The sequence below is a fragment of the Paenibacillus brasilensis genome, from assembly GCF_009363115.1.
GTDB lineage: Bacteria > Bacillota > Bacilli > Paenibacillales > Paenibacillaceae > Paenibacillus > Paenibacillus brasilensis.
The window spans coordinates 2,092,539-2,109,716 of the sequence record NZ_CP045298.1; the positions used below are offsets into that span (position 1 = coordinate 2,092,539).

The 17,178-nt window shown below is 44.1% G+C and carries 11 protein-coding genes, 5 pseudogenes and 2 riboswitches; of the genes and pseudogenes, 12 read left to right on the forward strand and 4 right to left on the reverse strand.

What is annotated here, in order from left to right; translation table 11 throughout:
* Positions 1-15: 15 nt before the first annotated feature.
* A riboswitch (cobalamin riboswitch) is annotated at positions 16-211 on the reverse strand.
* 669 nt (positions 212-880) lie between these two features.
* Both GCU48_RS09760 and GCU48_RS27830 read left to right on the forward strand, forming a co-directional pair.
* On the forward strand, positions 881-1,294 hold the full coding sequence (locus GCU48_RS09760; protein ID WP_152379876.1) for a hypothetical protein: 414 nt from the start codon (positions 881-883) through the stop codon (positions 1,292-1,294).
* A gap of 426 nt (positions 1,295-1,720) precedes the next feature.
* A complete protein-coding gene (locus GCU48_RS27830; protein ID WP_244316177.1) occupies positions 1,721-2,800 on the forward strand; it encodes a hypothetical protein in 1,080 nt (359 codons plus the stop codon).
* Between the two features lie 78 nt (positions 2,801-2,878).
* Here the strand turns inward: GCU48_RS27830 and GCU48_RS09770 are convergent, their stop codons facing one another.
* Both GCU48_RS09770 and GCU48_RS09775 read right to left on the reverse strand, forming a co-directional pair.
* Positions 2,879-4,189, reverse strand: a complete 1,311-nt coding sequence (locus GCU48_RS09770) for a nucleobase:cation symporter-2 family protein (protein WP_152379877.1) — start codon at positions 4,187-4,189, stop codon at positions 2,879-2,881.
* Positions 4,183-4,800, reverse strand: coding sequence for a xanthine phosphoribosyltransferase (locus tag GCU48_RS09775; RefSeq protein ID WP_025716895.1), 618 nt, complete (start codon positions 4,798-4,800; stop codon positions 4,183-4,185). Before GCU48_RS09775 ends, GCU48_RS09770 begins: the two co-directional genes overlap by 7 nt.
* Before the next feature lie 160 nt (positions 4,801-4,960).
* A riboswitch (purine riboswitch) is annotated at positions 4,961-5,064 on the reverse strand.
* Between the two features lie 326 nt (positions 5,065-5,390).
* Between GCU48_RS09775 and rhaB the strand changes: the two are divergent.
* The 6 genes and pseudogenes from rhaB (at position 5,391) to GCU48_RS09800 (ending at position 11,920) form a co-directional block, all read left to right on the forward strand.
* Positions 5,391-6,864, forward strand: a pseudogene (rhaB, locus tag GCU48_RS09780) (rhamnulokinase).
* 15 nt (positions 6,865-6,879) lie between these two features.
* Positions 6,880-7,071 (forward strand): annotated as a pseudogene (locus GCU48_RS09785) (L-rhamnose isomerase); the annotation flags it as partial.
* Positions 7,051-7,236 (forward strand): annotated as a pseudogene (locus tag GCU48_RS28815) (rhamnulose-1-phosphate aldolase); the annotation flags it as partial. The pseudogenes GCU48_RS09785 and GCU48_RS28815, both read left to right, overlap by 21 nt.
* Before the next feature lie 230 nt (positions 7,237-7,466).
* Positions 7,467-8,360 carry an AraC family transcriptional regulator gene (locus tag GCU48_RS09790; RefSeq protein ID WP_152379879.1) on the forward strand — a complete coding sequence of 298 codons (894 nt, stop codon included), beginning with the start codon at positions 7,467-7,469 and terminating at the stop codon, positions 8,358-8,360.
* A gap of 157 nt (positions 8,361-8,517) precedes the next feature.
* Positions 8,518-10,812 (forward strand): GDYXXLXY domain-containing protein, encoded by a 2,295-nt coding sequence (locus tag GCU48_RS09795; RefSeq protein ID WP_208812018.1) that lies wholly within the window; start codon positions 8,518-8,520, stop codon positions 10,810-10,812.
* Positions 10,813-11,001: 189 nt separating this feature from the next.
* Positions 11,002-11,920 (forward strand): annotated as a pseudogene (locus tag GCU48_RS09800) (VanZ family protein).
* 421 nt (positions 11,921-12,341) lie between these two features.
* Here GCU48_RS09800 and GCU48_RS09805 read toward each other — a convergent pair.
* A complete protein-coding gene (locus GCU48_RS09805; RefSeq protein ID WP_152379881.1) occupies positions 12,342-12,815 on the reverse strand; it encodes an Rrf2 family transcriptional regulator in 474 nt (157 codons plus the stop codon).
* 166 nt (positions 12,816-12,981) lie between these two features.
* Between GCU48_RS09805 and GCU48_RS09810 the strand changes: the two genes are divergently transcribed.
* The 3 genes from GCU48_RS09810 (at position 12,982) to GCU48_RS09820 (ending at position 15,686) form a co-directional block, all read left to right on the forward strand.
* A complete protein-coding gene (locus GCU48_RS09810; RefSeq protein ID WP_152379882.1) occupies positions 12,982-13,752 on the forward strand; it encodes an alpha/beta fold hydrolase in 771 nt (256 codons plus the stop codon).
* A gap of 465 nt (positions 13,753-14,217) precedes the next feature.
* On the forward strand, positions 14,218-14,823 hold the full coding sequence (locus tag GCU48_RS09815) for a CPBP family intramembrane glutamic endopeptidase (RefSeq protein ID WP_152379883.1): 606 nt from the start codon (positions 14,218-14,220) through the stop codon (positions 14,821-14,823).
* Positions 14,824-15,434: 611 nt separating this feature from the next.
* The gene (locus GCU48_RS09820; RefSeq protein ID WP_152379884.1) at positions 15,435-15,686 is read left to right on the forward strand and encodes a hypothetical protein; all 252 of its coding nucleotides are present in this window, start codon (positions 15,435-15,437) and stop codon (positions 15,684-15,686) included.
* A gap of 76 nt (positions 15,687-15,762) precedes the next feature.
* On the opposite strand, the gene GCU48_RS09825 is transcribed toward GCU48_RS09820, so the two are convergent.
* On the reverse strand, positions 15,763-16,743 hold the full coding sequence (locus tag GCU48_RS09825; protein ID WP_025717161.1) for an aldo/keto reductase: 981 nt from the start codon (positions 16,741-16,743) through the stop codon (positions 15,763-15,765).
* Positions 16,744-16,929: 186 nt separating this feature from the next.
* On the opposite strand from GCU48_RS09825, the pseudogene GCU48_RS27835 reads away from it, so the two are divergent.
* A pseudogene (locus GCU48_RS27835) lies at positions 16,930-17,130 on the forward strand (helix-turn-helix domain-containing protein); the annotation flags it as partial.
* Positions 17,131-17,178: the final 48 nt, after the last annotated feature.

Genomic DNA, 17,178 nt, shown 5'->3' on the forward strand with positions numbered 1-17,178 from the left:
CATCCCGTGGGTCTAACAGTGATGTTAAAACAGGCAGGTCTCCTGACTCCAGGCTTGTCCTTCAGGCCTTCCCGGTTCTTCACAGTTCCAGTGGCTATTCCGAAAGCTACAGCATGCTCCTGCTGATACCTGTATACAGTGGCGGGTCCGTGTCGGAATCTACCGAACTTCCCTTTTAAGCGAACACGTAACCCATCACTACAAGGCTTCAATAAAACCCTGTATGTGGAAAGTTCGGCTCACACCTGTTTTCTTCCTTTATTCCTTTATATTACGATTTAGGATTATCTTATTTTGTTGTTACAGGCTTGTCAACAATGCAGCATAATAATTTAAATTTTAATGATACAGCAAGAACCAACGCTATAGTTCTTCAATTGCGTGCGCGCAATTGAAGTGCTAAAATTAGGTATAGCAATAACCACCGTGTCCATATACTAAAAAGAGTCTTCGCCGCGCCAACGGCAAAGACTCTTAAGACTTGAAAGGCTGTGGATCACCACCACGGCGCGCTGCATAACTGAATGTTAATGCAAACGAAACCCACCGTTAGGGGCCTAACCTAATTACGCGGTGGGTTTGCGCTTGTTCCGAAATTTTTACACCTGTCTCTTCCTACCACTCTAGCAATTACTCCCAGTAGATTATCAAGCCCCTAATATTCATTTGAGAAATACCTTCAACTTCTTGGCTCTTGCTAAACTATCAATTCCAACGTCATTAAGGCTATCAATAAATGTCGTATATATCCAACTAATGGGCTATTGCTAATACAAATACAGATAAATATATTCATATATTCCATAAAAAGGTTGAAAATGTTGATAGACTCATTTATGCTATTTGCGGATTTACAAATTTTTCAAGGAGGGGTTTTGTTATGAAAGTAAAATTTCTACCACAAGCTTTTCTAGCTGCAACGTTACTCATTCCTTGGGGAGTCGCCAGTCCAGCAATCTCCCATGCTGAGAAAGGAGAGAAAATCCCTGGCCAAATGTTAGCGGGTACAATCATCCAATATGATGAGAACAATAACATGGTTGTATTGGAAAAAGGAACTCCGGTACCTGAACAGCAAAAATCTCTAGCTGAACAAAAGGCTAAGATAGAAAAGGCAAAACAACTGGATAAAGAGTTCGAAGAAGAAGACAAATCACTGCCGGTATACCACATTGATAACCCTGACCCTCAGCCTGGTTTAAAAGTAATTTATGACGGCGAAGGTTTTATCAAAGATATTATCTTGCCTGATCAAAAGGAAATCAACTGGGACTTATACATATGGAGATCATGATAATGAAATTAAAATTCACGGAACATCTGATGGCTATGTTCGAGGCGTAGGGAGAGGAACAAACTTCACAGACACGTATGGGGAAAATTCCAATAGGCTCCATAGAGGTGACTGTGCAACAAAAGGGGAAATTGATAATCCCGATTTTGGGACAGAAATTCGGGTAAGGAATTATGATAATGATACCGTAACTAATTTTTATAAAGCTGATAATGGGAGACTTCCAGATGCAGTCATTGATATTTGGAAAACGGGTGTAGAGAAGTTAGGTTTAGAATGGAATCCGTACGTCTCATTTTCAGCAAGATATTCCTATGATTTTTAATATCTTTATACCAAAAAAGGATAGGATCTCGCGTCCTATCCTTCCCCTTTTCGTTATCATATTCAGTTTGATTCATCTTATCTCAGAAAGGATGCTTCATTTTGAGAACAAGCAGCTACAAATTCTTTAGATTCTTTATACTTTCCCTGCTCGTGCCAGCTTTATTGTCATCCTGCTCTCCCTCTTCTACTCCACCAGCAGAATCATCTGTACCCAAAAAGACCCAATCAAATGAAAAAGTAGCGTCGGCCGGGAAAGGCCAGTATCTATCCATGACTTATACAGAATATGTTAATGGAAAAAATTCAGATCAAGGCATGGTTATGCGAGTTATGACATACGACTTAAACAGTAAAAAATTGACCAAACTGTCCGATGTTCCTTATACCTCTCAATACCCGCTTTCTGTAGTGTCCTTGCCTGATCACAAAATTTATTACTCTGCCGATGTTGGTGATAAGGGAGACCAATTATTTTCGTATGACTTGAATACAAAAAAAACCGAACAGCTTTCCGATAATTTGTTTGCCATTAATCGTATCGTACCAACTACTCCAGATGGCCCACTTGTTCTGGTTGCGGTCAAAAAAGGAGAGCGGACACTTAAAACTATTTTCTACAATAAATCAACGCGTACCATGAAATTTATGCATGATGAAAACCAAGATGAACACACTTGGTCTATAGCCTATAATTCAGCAAAAAATACAATTTACAATACACAGTATTCGGAGAAGGAAGAGCGTAAAGAATTCGACATTGCCTCAAAAGAAAATACTAATTCAAGACCTCCAGACTACAAGGTTACAGAAATCAATAACGTCACCAAGCAAGAGCGTTCTATCATCACACTAAAAAAAGAGGAAATAACTTCAATGTCCAGCAGTAATGATAAGCTGCTCCTCGTAACTTCTAATTTAACTAATTTCGGAAAAATTGAGTATAGTCTGGTTGATATTGCAACAGGTAAACGTACCAAAATAAAGTTGCCCTTTTTATCCCGCCAATTTGTCTATATGTCCCCGGACGGCAAGGGGGTCTATTATTTGGGCAGCACTTCTCAGAAAAATCAGAAAGAAAGACGCGGCGTATACTATTATGACTTCACTTCGAAAATCCAAACCCCGATTTTCATACAGAAAGAGGGTTTTATCAATAACTTCATGCTGCTGAACAAATAATCAGTTTCGAATAAATATGCCAAAAAGCCGGAAAAAGAGGCTTATGCCTTCTTTCCGGCTCTCTTTACCCATTTCTAATCATCCAACCTTCTGTGGAACCTCCGACACATTCTCGCCTTTGACCGATTCGCTTTGTTTTCTCGTTAAAACGATATTCAAGACAATGGCCGTAATCGAGCCGGATACGATGCCGTTTTGCAGCAGCATCTTAGCAAAGCTCGGCAATTGGTCGAACATTTGCGGTAGAACGGCAGAGCCAAGGCCCACGGCAATACTGCATGCCGCGATCAGCAGATTGCTTTCCTTCCGCAGGTCTACTTCGGACAAAATAGACATGCCGGATGCAGCTACCGAACCGAACATGACGATCATCGCACCGCCCAGCACGGCGTTAGGAATGACGGTCGTCAAGGCAGCCAGCTTGGGCAACAAACCAAGAACAACCATGATGCCCCCTGCTGCAAAAATTACGTTACGCGATTTGACGCGAGTCAGCGAGATCAGGCCGACATTTTGCGAAAAAGCTGTGTAAGGGAACGCATTAAAAATACCGCCCAGCATAATCGCAAGTCCTTCGGAACGCAGTCCATTGACGATTTGCTTCTGCTCCACCTTCTGATCAATCGCCTTGCCTACTGCCAGATAAACTCCCGTCGATTCAACCATGCTCACAATATTGACGATAATCATCGTACATACCGCCATAATGCTAAACTCCGGCTTGCCAAAATAAAATGGCTGCGCCACACTCACCCATGAGGCATCCGCCACGGGAGCAAAATGTACCATTCCCATCGCATAAGCGACCACAGTACCCGCAAACAAACCGATGAGTACAGAAATCGAGCGTAAAAAGCCCTTGGCCACTCGATTTACAAGCAGAATAACCAGTAATGTAATCAACGCCAGCAACAAATTACGCGGCTGTCCAAAATCTGCGCTGCCCTGTCCGCCAGCTACATTATTCATCGCTACCGGGATAAGGGACAAACCGATAATGGTCACAACCGAGCCGGTCACCACGGTCGGGAAAAAGCGTAGCAGCTTGCCATACAGCGGTGCCGCAAGCACCACGAATATACCGGACAAAATAATGGCCCCATACGCGGTCGCCAAATTCGAGGTCGAGGCAATTGCGATCAGCGGTCCTACCGCCGTAAACGTACAGCCTAGAATGACCGGTAATCTGCTGCCGAAAAACCGTGTGCCCATAATCTGTAGCAACGTGGCAATCCCACAGGTGAACAGATCCGCAGCTACCAAATAGGCCATCTGAGCTGGTGTCAGGTGTAACGCTCCTCCTACAATCAGAGGTACGGCTATCGCTCCGGCGTACATCGCCATGACATGCTGGAAGCCCAGCGCAAATAACTTTTGTTTGCTTAACATCCCACATTCTCCTTAACGGAAGGAATCACCGCATCAGCTTCCTCTATAAAATGAACCTCGCCTGGTGCCATGGAAGCGATACGTGCAAGAGAGCGCACAGCAATGCCCCTCTGCTCCAATAGCCCCCGGCCTTCCTGAAAGCTCTTTTCGATAACACATCCAACCCCGGCCAGTTCCGCTCCTGCTTCCTTCACAATATCCGTAAGCCCAACCAAGGCAGCACCAGTAGCCAGAAAATCATCCACGATCAGCACATGGTCGCTGGCATCCAGATATTTTTGGGAAATACTCACCTGATAGGTTTCCTGCCGTGTGAACGAATGAACCTCAGCGAAGTATACCTGCTCATTCAGCGTGATCGCCTTCTTTTTCTTTGCATAAATGAACGGGACACCCAAGGCAATGGCTGTAGCCATGGCAAATTGAATACCACTTGCTTCAATCGTAAGTACCTTGGTAATCGGGGCGCTGCCGAACAGGCGTGCGAATTCCTTACCAATGTCCAGTGCTAACGCTGTATCCACCTGATGATTCAAAAATGAATCTACCTTTAATACGGTGTCAGATAAAATCTGTCCTTCTTGACGAATACGTTCCTCCAAAGCTTTCATTACGCCGATATCGCTCCTTCTGTAATTGAAAATAGAATAAAACCTGCCAAAAACCAAAAAAGGACAGGCTCCCTTGAGTTGTTTCTCAAGTGAAGCCCTGTCCTTGGGATTCTCGTCCCTTGACGGATTGGGGCACAAATAAATGTCCGCATTCATCCGAAGCCGATGCGCTATCACTCATAGTCGGATGATTACAGTGGTCATCCGGTAGAAACTTTTGGGCCATATCCCCAATATTATACGAGTCATATGAAATTGATACCTTGTATACTACACCCTCTGGCTGGCGGCTTCAAGACCATTTTTCATATAAACAGCGGCATCTGGAGAGCCTTCCACAATTTGAATATCGCAACAACACATAGATCCCTATTTGAGGGTTATATATGGTGGAAAACGGATATCAAAAAACGTAAAACCACACAAAACAACATTTAATTTTATTTATAATTTTAAAAACAAAATAAAACCAAAAAATATACTTCCGTTTCTGTTGACTACACAGACAAACGGAAGTGGTATGGAGTTAGTTAAGAATAAAAGGCAGACTTTCAGGTTGCCGGGATTTCATCCATGCAAGGAGAATAGATATGAGCAACTATCTTGCTGTTGATATTGGAGCTTCAAGCGGAAGGCTCGTGAGTGCAACTCTACAAGGTGAACAAATTCACTTGCAAGAGCTTCATCGGTTCAACAACTCCTTTTCTGAGAAGAACGGACATGATTACTGGAATATCGACGATCTATTTGATGAGATCATCCAGGGACTGCAAAAAGCCAAACAAAACGGGATTGGCTCCTGTACGCTCGGTATTGATACATGGGCTGTAGATTATGTGCTGCTTGATAAGGAGGGTAACCGCATTCATGGCGTATACGCTTACCGGGATGCACGCACCCTTCATGCGCCCGACAGGCTGCACCAGCTCATCAGTCGAGAAGATGTATATGAGAAAACAGGCATTCAGGAATTAAACTTTAATACGCTGTATCAACTGTTCGTTCATGATCGGGAACAGCTTGCCCAGGCAGATAAAATATTGATGGTTCCCGATTATCTGTACTACCGCCTAACAGGCATCATGATCAATGAAATGACGAATGCATCCACGATGCAGCTTCTCAACGTGAACACCCGCGAGTTTGATGAAGACCTGCTGTCCCTGCTCCAGCTTCGGCGCGACCAATTTTCGGAGCTTGCCGAGCCTGGACGGATTCTGGGTTCTCTTTTGCCGGAGCTTGTTCAGAAGTACGATCTTCCAGACTGTCAGATCATTCTTGTGCCCACGCACGACACCGCATCGGCTGTTGCAGGGGTTCCATCACAGCGGCAAGAATCCTGGGCTTATATTAGCAGCGGAACGTGGTCACTACTGGGAATGGAACGATCCGAGGCCTTGAATACCAAGGCAGCCATGCAGGCGAATTACACCAATGAGTAGGGCGCTTACGGTACGTACCGTTTTCTGAAATATTATGGGATTATGGATGATTCAGGAGGTGAGAAGAGAAAGTGGCTCCGCGTATAGCTTTGCCGAATTGGCCCAACTGGCTTCAGCAGAGACACCGTTTGCCAGTCTCGTCCTCTGCAACCAGCCCTCATTCTTAAATCCGGATAGTATGACCCTTGAGATTCAGCGATTCTGCGAAGAAACGGGGCAGCCCATCCCACACACACCGGGTGCGCTTGCCCGCTGTATTTTTGACAGTCTGGCCTTAAGCTACCGGGATGCCTTGCATGAGCTACAAAGTTTAACAAACGAAACGGTTACCAAATTGCACGTTGTCGGTGGAGGCGCTAACAACGAATTACTATGCCAGCTAACAGCCGATCTTTTAGAAATTGAGGTTCAGGCAGGACCTTCCGAATCGACGGCCATCGGCAATATTGTCGTGCAATTAATTAGCTCTGGTGCTCTTGGAGATCTCAAAGCTGCTGGCCGAACCATTGCCAGCTCCTTCCCGACTCGGCTATATGAGCCGCAATCGGTGGAAGGCATGGAAGAGCTGCTGGATCGCTGGAAAAACCTCAAGATACAAGCAACATCCCTATTCACACCTTAATAAAGGAGTAAAGCCATGAACAAAGCCATTGAAACGAGTTATAACGAAGCGAAAAAGCTGTACGCCCGCCACGGTATTCAGGTGGATGACGTTTTACGCAAGCTTTCAGACATCAAAATATCCTTACACTGCTGGCAGGGGGACGATGTGCAGGGATTCCTGTTCAAAGATAAACAGCTTAGCGGAGGAATTGCCGTAACAGGCAGCTCCATTGATGAAGCGTTTGGTCTGATTGAAACGATTGAAAAGGCAGCGCAAATTTATATGCTCATTGCTCACCATGATATTCAGCAACGGATTACGGATCAGGAATTGGCCGATCTGGCCAAAGCCTTTAACGTCACTCCAAAAAAAGGAATCCTGAACGTATAAACATAAGGCTAACCTATAGCTAGCTCAACTATAAAAGCTCCACGGCTTGTCTTCATTAGCCATGGGGCTTTTGTCATCAATCGTGTCGTCACCTTTATGCTGACGGCATAAGGAGCTTTGTTTCGACTTTAAAACCACAAATTCCCATGAATTAACTTGTAATTATACCTTTCTTTATATACAATAAACTCAAAATCCCCTTATCTCCACCAAAGGAGAGGTGACGTGTTATGAAAAGAGTAAAAAATGAAGATCACTTCGACATCGTGGAAGACCATTACTTCACAGCTACCGAACTGGAAAAATCCAGTGCCGTATGGCCAGTCCGACTCGGGATGGATATCTCAAAAACCAGCTGTCATGTAGGCCCTAAGGCTGTGCCCTATTTTTATTTCATTTTTGTACTTGAAGGTCAGGCAGAGTTTATTTATAAGCAGAAGAAGTACCGTGTCCAGAAGTCCGATTTATTCTGCTTCTTTCCGCATCTTGCCCATGAATATTACACGGATCAGGAGCACCCGTTGCAAAAGGTATGGATTGCCTTTGAGGGACCCAAATCTCTGGCGCTATTGGAGCGGATCGGGATTAAGCCTTGTACGCCTTTTTTGGCTAACGCAGTAAGCGAGGAAATTCTCGAGCTTATCTCCCACCTCTTTTCCATTGTAAATGACAGCAGCAGACAGGGCAGCGATCTAGCCCGCTTGATTACACTGCACCAGATTTTCGAGGAGCTGTCCCGGGACAAGTCTGACGTGCTTCGCAGCCTGGTATGCTCCGATTATTGGCTCCAGCAGGGGAAAGATTACATTGATATGCATTACTGTGACCGCATTACCATTGAACAAATTGCCGAGCATGTAGGGGTGGATCGTGCGCATTTTTCACGTAAATTCCATTCTACCTTCCTTATCTCCCCCGCCAAGTATTTGCAAAACCTCAAGATTGACCAAGCCAAAAGATTACTGGAGAAGACGACTTACAACTTGTCGATCATTGCCCAATCCATCGGCTACACCGATATGTCCACCTTTTCCAAGGCATTTAAGAAAACAGCAGGAATTCCGCCACGTGAGTATCGCTTCCGGCATCAATCCCGGCAAGAGATTCGTACCGCCAACGCTTAACTGGAGTTCTGCACCGATACAGGAGAATAACCGAAGGGGAACAACCGTATGTCGGTGGCTCTCCTTTTTTTATGACCTACTCCTAATTCGCACTTGGTTCTCAGCCCTTTCAACGCTATAATAGGCATCAAACCAACAGGAAAGGTACGTGAACTTAATGCTGCGATTCAATGCGATACGTACGGGCTATCTGCTGGGCATCTCACTGGTACTGGCCGCGATCATTTATTTCTTTGCCTCTAATTGGGGAGGACTGGATCGGACGGTCAAAATTGTGCTGGCTGCTGCGCTTATTGTTCTGTTCTATGGCTTGTCCTTTGTATTTGCACGTCTACGTGCCATTCCCGGTCAACAAGTTTTTCTCTCCAATGTATTTCTGGTGGCTGGCTGTATTGCCTTTGGCGTTTCTGTGGCGTTGCTCGGTCAAATTTATAATTCCCACGCGGACAGTTACGGGTTGTTTTTGATTTGGTCCGTCCCGGCTCTGCTGCTTAGCTGGATTACCCGTTACAATCCTTTTTATGTGCTATCCTATGTCCTGATCCACCTCGGCTTGTGGCTTTATTTTTACCCTACGATGCAAGGCGCATCTTATAGCGAACTGGAATCACTATCTATAGCCGGGGTGTTCGCACTGGTCAATCTCGGATTGTTTCTGTTCATGTTCCTTCACCGTCTAAGCTCTACACCGCTAAAATATATAAGCTTTATCGTTTTCCATATAGCCTTGCTGACCATGACTAACTCTTTTGCATTTGACGAATATGGGCTCGTCATGAATATACCGTGTATCGCTGTGATTGCTATTGGATTTTATGTATTTATTAAAATTCGACTGAACAAAACGCTGCTGACCTTGAATGCATTGGCGGCCTCTGCCTTTGCTGTCTTTAAATTTATCGAACTGACGGAGGCCTACTTCTCTTCTTTGTTTTTTGTTTTTGGTTTAATTTTTGTGGCGCTCCTGCTGACAGGTAATGTATGGTTTTTCCGTTATTTAAACCGCTTGGGCAAATCGAATGCTGCGAAGCCTCATGCAGAGACAACAGACACTCCGGACTTGAGTGCACCGGAGGCTGAAACAACGGTTTCCGAGGAACGCGGCAGTGAATGGATCAGCAAAGCTGTATCCCGTATGATCAAGGTGGTCGGAGTGCTGATCGGCAGTATATCTCTAATCGGGCTAATTACCATTAGCGCAAATGTAAACCACACTGAATATGTACTGCTGAGCGTGTCTTTGCTGCTTATGATTTCGATGATCGTTATTCCCGACTCCAAGCTTGATTCTGTCATACGTTATACCTTGCTGACCATCAGCTATATTACAGGTTGGGCTGCCATTCTATGGTCAGATCAGTCGTTACTTTCGGTGCTGTTTCTGATCGTTTCTATCGCGGGATGGTTTCGCTCCAGGGGGAAACGGCAGCTATTTTTCGCCTACACCTTTGTGAACCTGAATCTGGCGACCATTTTATTTCAGCAGTTTCAGGAATGGGAGCACTGGAACTGGACCTATGAGCTCATTATCTTTTCTCTCTTCCTCGTCAATGCCGTGTTATATGGAATAAGCTACTTTGTATTCAAAGCAGGTCTACGAGAGCATCTCAGGGGTAGCTCGTTATTTTTCAGCTTGTTATTCCTGTTTTGGGCGACGTTTTTCGAGGATGTCATCCCACACTCTTATATGCTGATTAACATTTTTTATTTTGTTGTTGTCACAGGGATGGTCTTCGTCTTTATCCGTCTAAAACAAAAATCGGCAGCAATAACAAGTGTGGTGTTCTGGTTTATTTTTATCGGCTTCAAATACTATGACTTATTGTGGACGCTTTTGTATAAGTCGTTTACGCTGGCGCTGCTGGGCATCATTGCACTCGGCATTACCTGGTGGCTGGATCGCCGGACGCCTCATAGTGGCAAGACAGCGTTCGAGGCGGATCATCACATCTTTAGCTTTATGCGTTTAAGCCCGCTGCTCATCGCCATCGTTATCGCGCTGCAGTTGGGTATCATCGGCTTTCAAACCGTCAGAAGCGAAAATCTGCTCGCCACAGGTGCTTCCATTAAGCTCAAGCTGGCCCCTGTAGACCCGCGTTCCCTGCTGCAAGGCGATTACGTTATGCTGAATTACGATATTTCTACCCCGCCTCCTTCTTCAAGGACCCCTCTTCAGGAGGAAGATTGGATGCGCGGCAAAGTTAAAGTCGTCCTCACGCCGGGTAGCCAAGGGGTATATATCGCTAATCGCCTGTACCAGGATGGTGAAAAGCTTGCCAATCATGAGATTGTCTTGAACGGGCAGTGGGATGGTTCCCGCATTCAGTACGGTATTGAGAATTATTTCATTCCGGAAGGGACCGGACGTACTGTTGAACAGAACGCTCATTACGCTTATATTCGGGTCAGCCGTAATGGTGATGCATTGCTGGAACGTTTGGCGGAAAGCTGACCGGAGACCGTGGAGTTTAATGTACTATCGTGTCAAGTGAGATGCTGTCCCGCTGTTAGACAGGCGATACGCCGTTAAGCTAACGGGCAGGTTAGTAGTAATTATAGTAAAATGGGTTGAGGCAGCAAGTTCATTTTTGCAGGACGTACCCACCCGACAAAGGAGTTAGCCATGTGAAAACAACGTAAGATTATTTTTACCATAACCATACTCTATACAATTTTGATTCTTTATTTTATATTTCTCGCCTTCGGTAGAATAGGTGCCGCAGAGCGAACGACTGGCTACACCTTTATTTTTTACCCGACAATTTCTTTAAGTTGCCAACTATATCTGATCTTCTACATCCTACCCTCATGGATTTTGTAGGATTTGGAAACATCATAGCCTTCATCCCTTTCGGTATATTGATTCCATTGTTATATCGGATCACCTTTGTTCGATTCATTACATTGTTCTTTCTGTCGATTATCGTGATGGAAACTATACAGGCACTTTCGTTTCTCGGCAGCTTCGATGTTAACGACGCCATTCAAAACTCATTAGGCGCAGCAGTCGGTTTTGGGGCGTACAAGCTTGGTGTTCGTTCAAAAAACGGTTTGCGCAATATTGTGACAACCGCCATTTCCTGTATGGTTCTTTTATCAGGGGTATGGGGATTGTGTGGGATTGTGGATAAAGCGTTAACCAAAGAAGAAGGTCCCTTTGTGGCGATAAACAAATTGATAGACAGCTCTGGAAATTCATCAACTGAAAAAAAACGAATAGCTTTAAAATAAGCACTCAAAACGTAAAACCTCGCTATAATATGTATGGCGTCGAAGGTGGAAATCTAGAAACGTTCACGTATACGTATAAAGAGGAGATTATTTTCTCCATGTATTACGGGATACCTGAACAAACGGATTATTCCGGAAGCATCCGTGTTTCCGTCGATGGACGCGAGGTATTGGCCAGCTCTGGAGAGGATCAACGCCGTGATCCGGAACTGTTCCCGGCGATGTTTGAGATTCCTATCGAGGCGGGGAGCGAGCTCACGATAACCATTAAGGGGAACGAAAAAATATGGGATGTTGGGTATAGGAAGATGGAATACTTCTGGAACTGAGTCCATAGATGTGACTCAATTAACGGGATACGATAACCCAATGAAATCACGAAAGCAGCCGATCACGTCGATCGGCTGCTTTTGTTCAATGTTTTCCGACGACGATTTGAGCTGTAGTAAAGAGAATTTTTATCGAGGAATAAAGTGTAGTACTTCAATTATAAACGAGGAACTATAGGTCAATAATAATAAGATGTTATTACTGAAAGAAACTTTGACGGGGATCATATGAGCGTAGTTTCGGCACTGTTTGTTGGCCCCATTTCCAAACGGAACTTGGTTCGTTGACTTACCTCCATGTTTGCATCCATATTGTTTCTTAGAAATTTAGAGTAAGTCACCTCCAAGCTAGACGTTCTGACATTAGGTCGCTAGCGTGGAGGGAAAAGTGGGTTACCTCTTTATCAACAGTTTTAAAATTTCAAACTGAATCACCTTGAATTAACCCCTTTATCGACGATATTCCTCTCGTTTCTATAATTCCATCCTCGACCAGATGTTCTATTGTAATGCCTGACAATTCGTTTTCCACGGTCGCTTGCACTTGAGAGTATACTCCATGTAATAAATGAGGCATTTTACTTCCCACCGGACACGTGGGATTTGTATTTTGGTGAATGATAAAAGGTTCTTGATGATCTTCAACAGTAGCACGGTATACATCCAATAGTGTAATGTCATTTGCATTTTTGGCAAGCTGTATCGCTGCATTGGTTCCAAGCGTGGATGTAATAAGACCTGTTTTAGTTAGTTTTCTCATAATTCTGCGAATAACTGCCGAATTCGCGTTCACACTCATCGCAAGTAACTCCGATGTGGTTCGTCCGTTTTTATTGAATTCAAGAAAGCATAAGATATGAACGGCTACAGAGAACTGTTGGCTTCGATTTCCCATTTTTGCACGGTCCTTCTTTCTTATTCATGCTTATTTTAGTGTATTGATTTTCAAGAGCCAAATCAAACTAAAAATGTTACAAGAAAATTGACATTTAATTGATGACCTGATATCTTATAAAAAAAGTAACAGTAACTGTTACAGATACTATTAAGGAGTGATTTTGATGTTCTATCGTGTAAATGGACTCGATCTTCATGTTGAAGAACAAGGACAAGGAGATACCGCGCTTGTGTTTTTGCACTTTTACGGAGGGTCAACACGAACCTGGAGTAAAATGATTGACGTTTTAAAAGAAAAACACCGTTGTATAGCTTATGACCAACGCGGATGGGGGGGCTCTGATAAGTCTGCTGCATCTTATACGATTGAAGACCTGGCTGATGATGCACATGCTCTTATTCAAGAGCTTGGTTTGAAACGTTATGTGCTTGTTGGACATTCCATGGGTGGCAAAGCAGCACAGTTATTGGCCTCGCGTAATCCTTCTGGTTTAGAAGCCTTAATCTTAGTTGCACCATCTCCTCCAAGTCCTCAAAATATGCCACAAGAACTAAGGAATGCAATGGTGCATTTTTATGATAATCGTGAGGGGGCAGAGACTGCTCTTAGTAATCTTGCGTTACTGCCTTTAGAAGAACATATTCGCGAAATGGTGCTTGAAGATATGCAAAACAGTGCACCGTTAGCTCGTGCAGCATGGCCAAAAACTGCCATGCAAGAGGACATATCCGCAGAAGTGAAAAACATCAATGTACCCACACTAGTTCTAGCAGGAGAATCTGATCCCGTGGATCGATTAGAAAGTATGACAAGTGAATTATTGCCACGTATACCTCATGCAGAACTACATGTTATTTCTCAAACCGGCCATCTTTCTCCTTTGGAAGTACCTGACCGCCTCTGTGAGAAAATTTCTGAATTTCTATCCGAGTGATCCTTAAAGTGTTTTAGTCAAGACTTCTAGAGTCTTAGAATCAAGGGATATGGGCTTGGGCCTACCTGATAGGAGTGGAATGAATCAGCGCATTTCAGTTCACAGCAGATCATCGATAGATACCTTCCGTTCCTTCGTGATGACTCGGAGGTTAAGTGTAATCTCATTAAGCTAACGGGAAACGATAGCACAAAGAAGAACACAGGCTGCCATAATATCGGCAGCCTGTTGAGCTAACGGGCAGTTATGTATGGAAAAATTACTATATAGACACTACACCACGATCCTGCCGCTGGGATGACATGCAGCCAAACTAATGGGAGGTATGCTAAATTTTTAGAGTGTCATTAACGTTCTATTTATCCGGATAAACGCCAATCCAAAATTACTAGTGGTATTGGAGTTACAGAACTATTTTTGGTAATATTAAACTATCAGCTGAAATTTATTAAAAGGAACAAAAAAATGACTAAAAGTAAACTTACTCACTTTATATTAATTTTTTATATGGGCTGGACAATTAAGGAGCTAACATTTCATCCCAAAATATCTGATTTGGAGCTTTATCTGATATCCTTCTTGATAAAATTGATTTTTTGGATCGGGCTGGTGGTCATTTATTTCATATATATTGATCGAGTAAGGCCGCAACAAATCATCGGCTACTTAAAATTAAAACACAATGTTATCAAGGGAGTATTTACAGGCGGAATTATTGGATTCTTATTGGTAGTAATTGAGCTTGCTATCTTTAAAGGTTTTAGTTTTGACATAGGAATCAGATGGATCATTACACCGTTAGCGGCGTTTTCTGAAGAAGTAGTGTTCCGGGGATTCATTATGAATAAACTAAGAGACCATCGGGTGAAGGGATATAACTTTATACAAGCGATACTTTTTATGGGGATACACTTTCCAATAGGTATTATTTCAGGATATTCACTTCTTAACTATGTGACCATATTTCTCGTAGGATACATTCTTGGATTTATATATAAAAAGACTTCTTCAATATGGGCTCCAACAATTGGACATTGTGTTTATAATATTCTTATTTATTTAAGGCAGTGAATGTACCTATTCCTTTTAGGGCGGCAATCATTATTGCACTATCGGGGAATGAGAACTCAATTGCAAAAGGGGGTAAGAATGTGGAGAGATGCTCAACATGCTTGGAACCCAAACCAAAAAAAATTAAACTATGGGCATACAGCGATATGGAAATACCGGGTCAGGATTGGGAATTAGCTGTGAATTGCTTTGAAAACATACCGATGATATGCAGCTTTGTCGATGACGAAAAATGCAAACCTATTCATTTTTTTTCTAAGCAGCCTTTATGTTTTTACCAGTGATGTTGTTAAATCCGGAGAAGAGGAAGTTATAAAAGAATTGGCCTTACTATTAGAAAAAGTGAGCAATTTCGCTAAGACTGAGCAGCTTAATGCCTGGATTGAACGCTCAAAACACCTTATACAACATCCAAGGGACTATAATTATGATTATTGGGGCCTAGAATCTAAGTACGTTGATAAATATTTGTATCCTTTTTTACAGTTTAATATTCACGTTATAATGGTTCTGTTTAAGTATACTTAGGTGAGTAGAGGCAGGGGATTGACGGGACCACTTAGTAGGTAAAACAATAAGACATCTCGTTGGAATGGTGGAGGGAAACCTTTATGTATAAACAATTTCGAAAAAATCCTTTATGGTTTGATATACTAGCTCTTACCACAGCAGTAATCGAATTTAGCAGCATATTTTTTGTGAGCAATGCCTATTGCCGAAGTGGTGCCCAATTCACTATGGCTATCTTTTGCTGTGCTTATGGAATTAAAGAGCGGAAGAATAACTCTAGAATTTCCATTGCCTTTTTTACTCTAGCAGCTCTTTTCGTTTTTGTATCATTGCAAACTTTGGGTACCTACTAGTCGTTTCCTGTTTCTGTAATGATTTTTATGAACAGCAAATACAACGCAGATACCTATCTGCGTTGTATTTGCTGGTTTACTCGTTTATCGGCATCTTGATTCTTGCGGCGCTCGCTGCAATGGTCCGAATCTTAGCCAGCACGGCATCGTCGAGTTTAACATCCACGGCCGGCAGCGACTTCTGGATATGTTCAGGCTTGCGGACGCCAACGAGCGCGCTCGTTAAAGCCGGATGAGCCAGGACGTAAGCGAGGGCCAGTTGGGCGACTGTAATGCCGAGGTCCGCCGCCACTTCTTTGAGCTGCCCGACTACCGCGATATTTTGCTTGAAGCCTTCTCCGGAATGGGATGGGGACTTGGAGCGCCAATCCTGTTTGTCAAATCGGGTGTCCGCGTTGTAGTTTCCGGAGAGTAGACCCGAGGCTAGCGGGCTATAGGCAATCACGCCGATGCCCTGTTTCTGGCTGTAGGGGAGGAGTTCCTTCTCCGCATCCGCGGCCAGAATGGAGTAGGGCGGCTGTAAGGAATCTACGTGCCGGATCTTCAAAGCCTCTTCCAGCAGCGCAACTGGAAAATTGCTGACTCCGACATAGCGGATTTTACCGTCCTGCAGCAGTTTTTCAAGGGCGCGTATCGTTTCCTCTACCGACGCTTTGGCGTCCGTATCCGGCCAGTGCATTTGATACAGGTCAATATAGTCGGTGCCGAGACGGCGCAGGGAAGCCTCGACCTCGCGAAGGATCGACGCATAGGTGCCGTTGCGCGAGACATTGCCCTGTTCATCCCAAACGAGGCCGAATTTGGTGGCGATGACCGCTTTATCGCGGTCGCCTTTCAGTGCTTTGCCGATCACTTCTTCGGAGTGGCCCAAGCCGTAAACTGCAGCCGTATCGAAGAAATTAATCCCTGCATCCAGCGCCGCGCGGATGCTGTTATGCGATAGCCGATCTTCCTGATTACCCCAGGTGTAATTCCAATTTCCTCCGCCGATGGCCCAAGCGCCGAAGCCGATCACCGAAATAACTGGTCCGTTTTTTCCTAATTTCCGATATTGCATCTTACATCTCTCCTTGAGTTCTTTTGTTTCTGCACAGTATGGCGTTTGCTATGTTATGATTATGGCACGGGTGTCAAAGGGATAACGAGGAGCTTATTTATCATAGGTGTAATAACACCAGTTAGAATGGAACGGCATTTCCCAAATTAACCGGGGATTACTTTACGGTAAAGGAGTTGATTAAACCTGGGCAAGAACAGTCGTCGAGTTGAGCTAGGGGATTTTTTAAGAACGCGAAGAGAGCGGCTTGACCCGCAGGAATACGGCTTTCCCGCAGGAGGAAGACGAAGAACTACTGGGTTAAGAAGAGAGGAGCTCGCACAGGTTGCTGGCGTCGGTGTTTCTTGGTACACCTGGCTGGAACAAGGGCGCGATATTAACGTTTCGCCGCAGGTGCTGGACAGCATAGCCCGGGCGCTGCAGCTGGACTGGGTG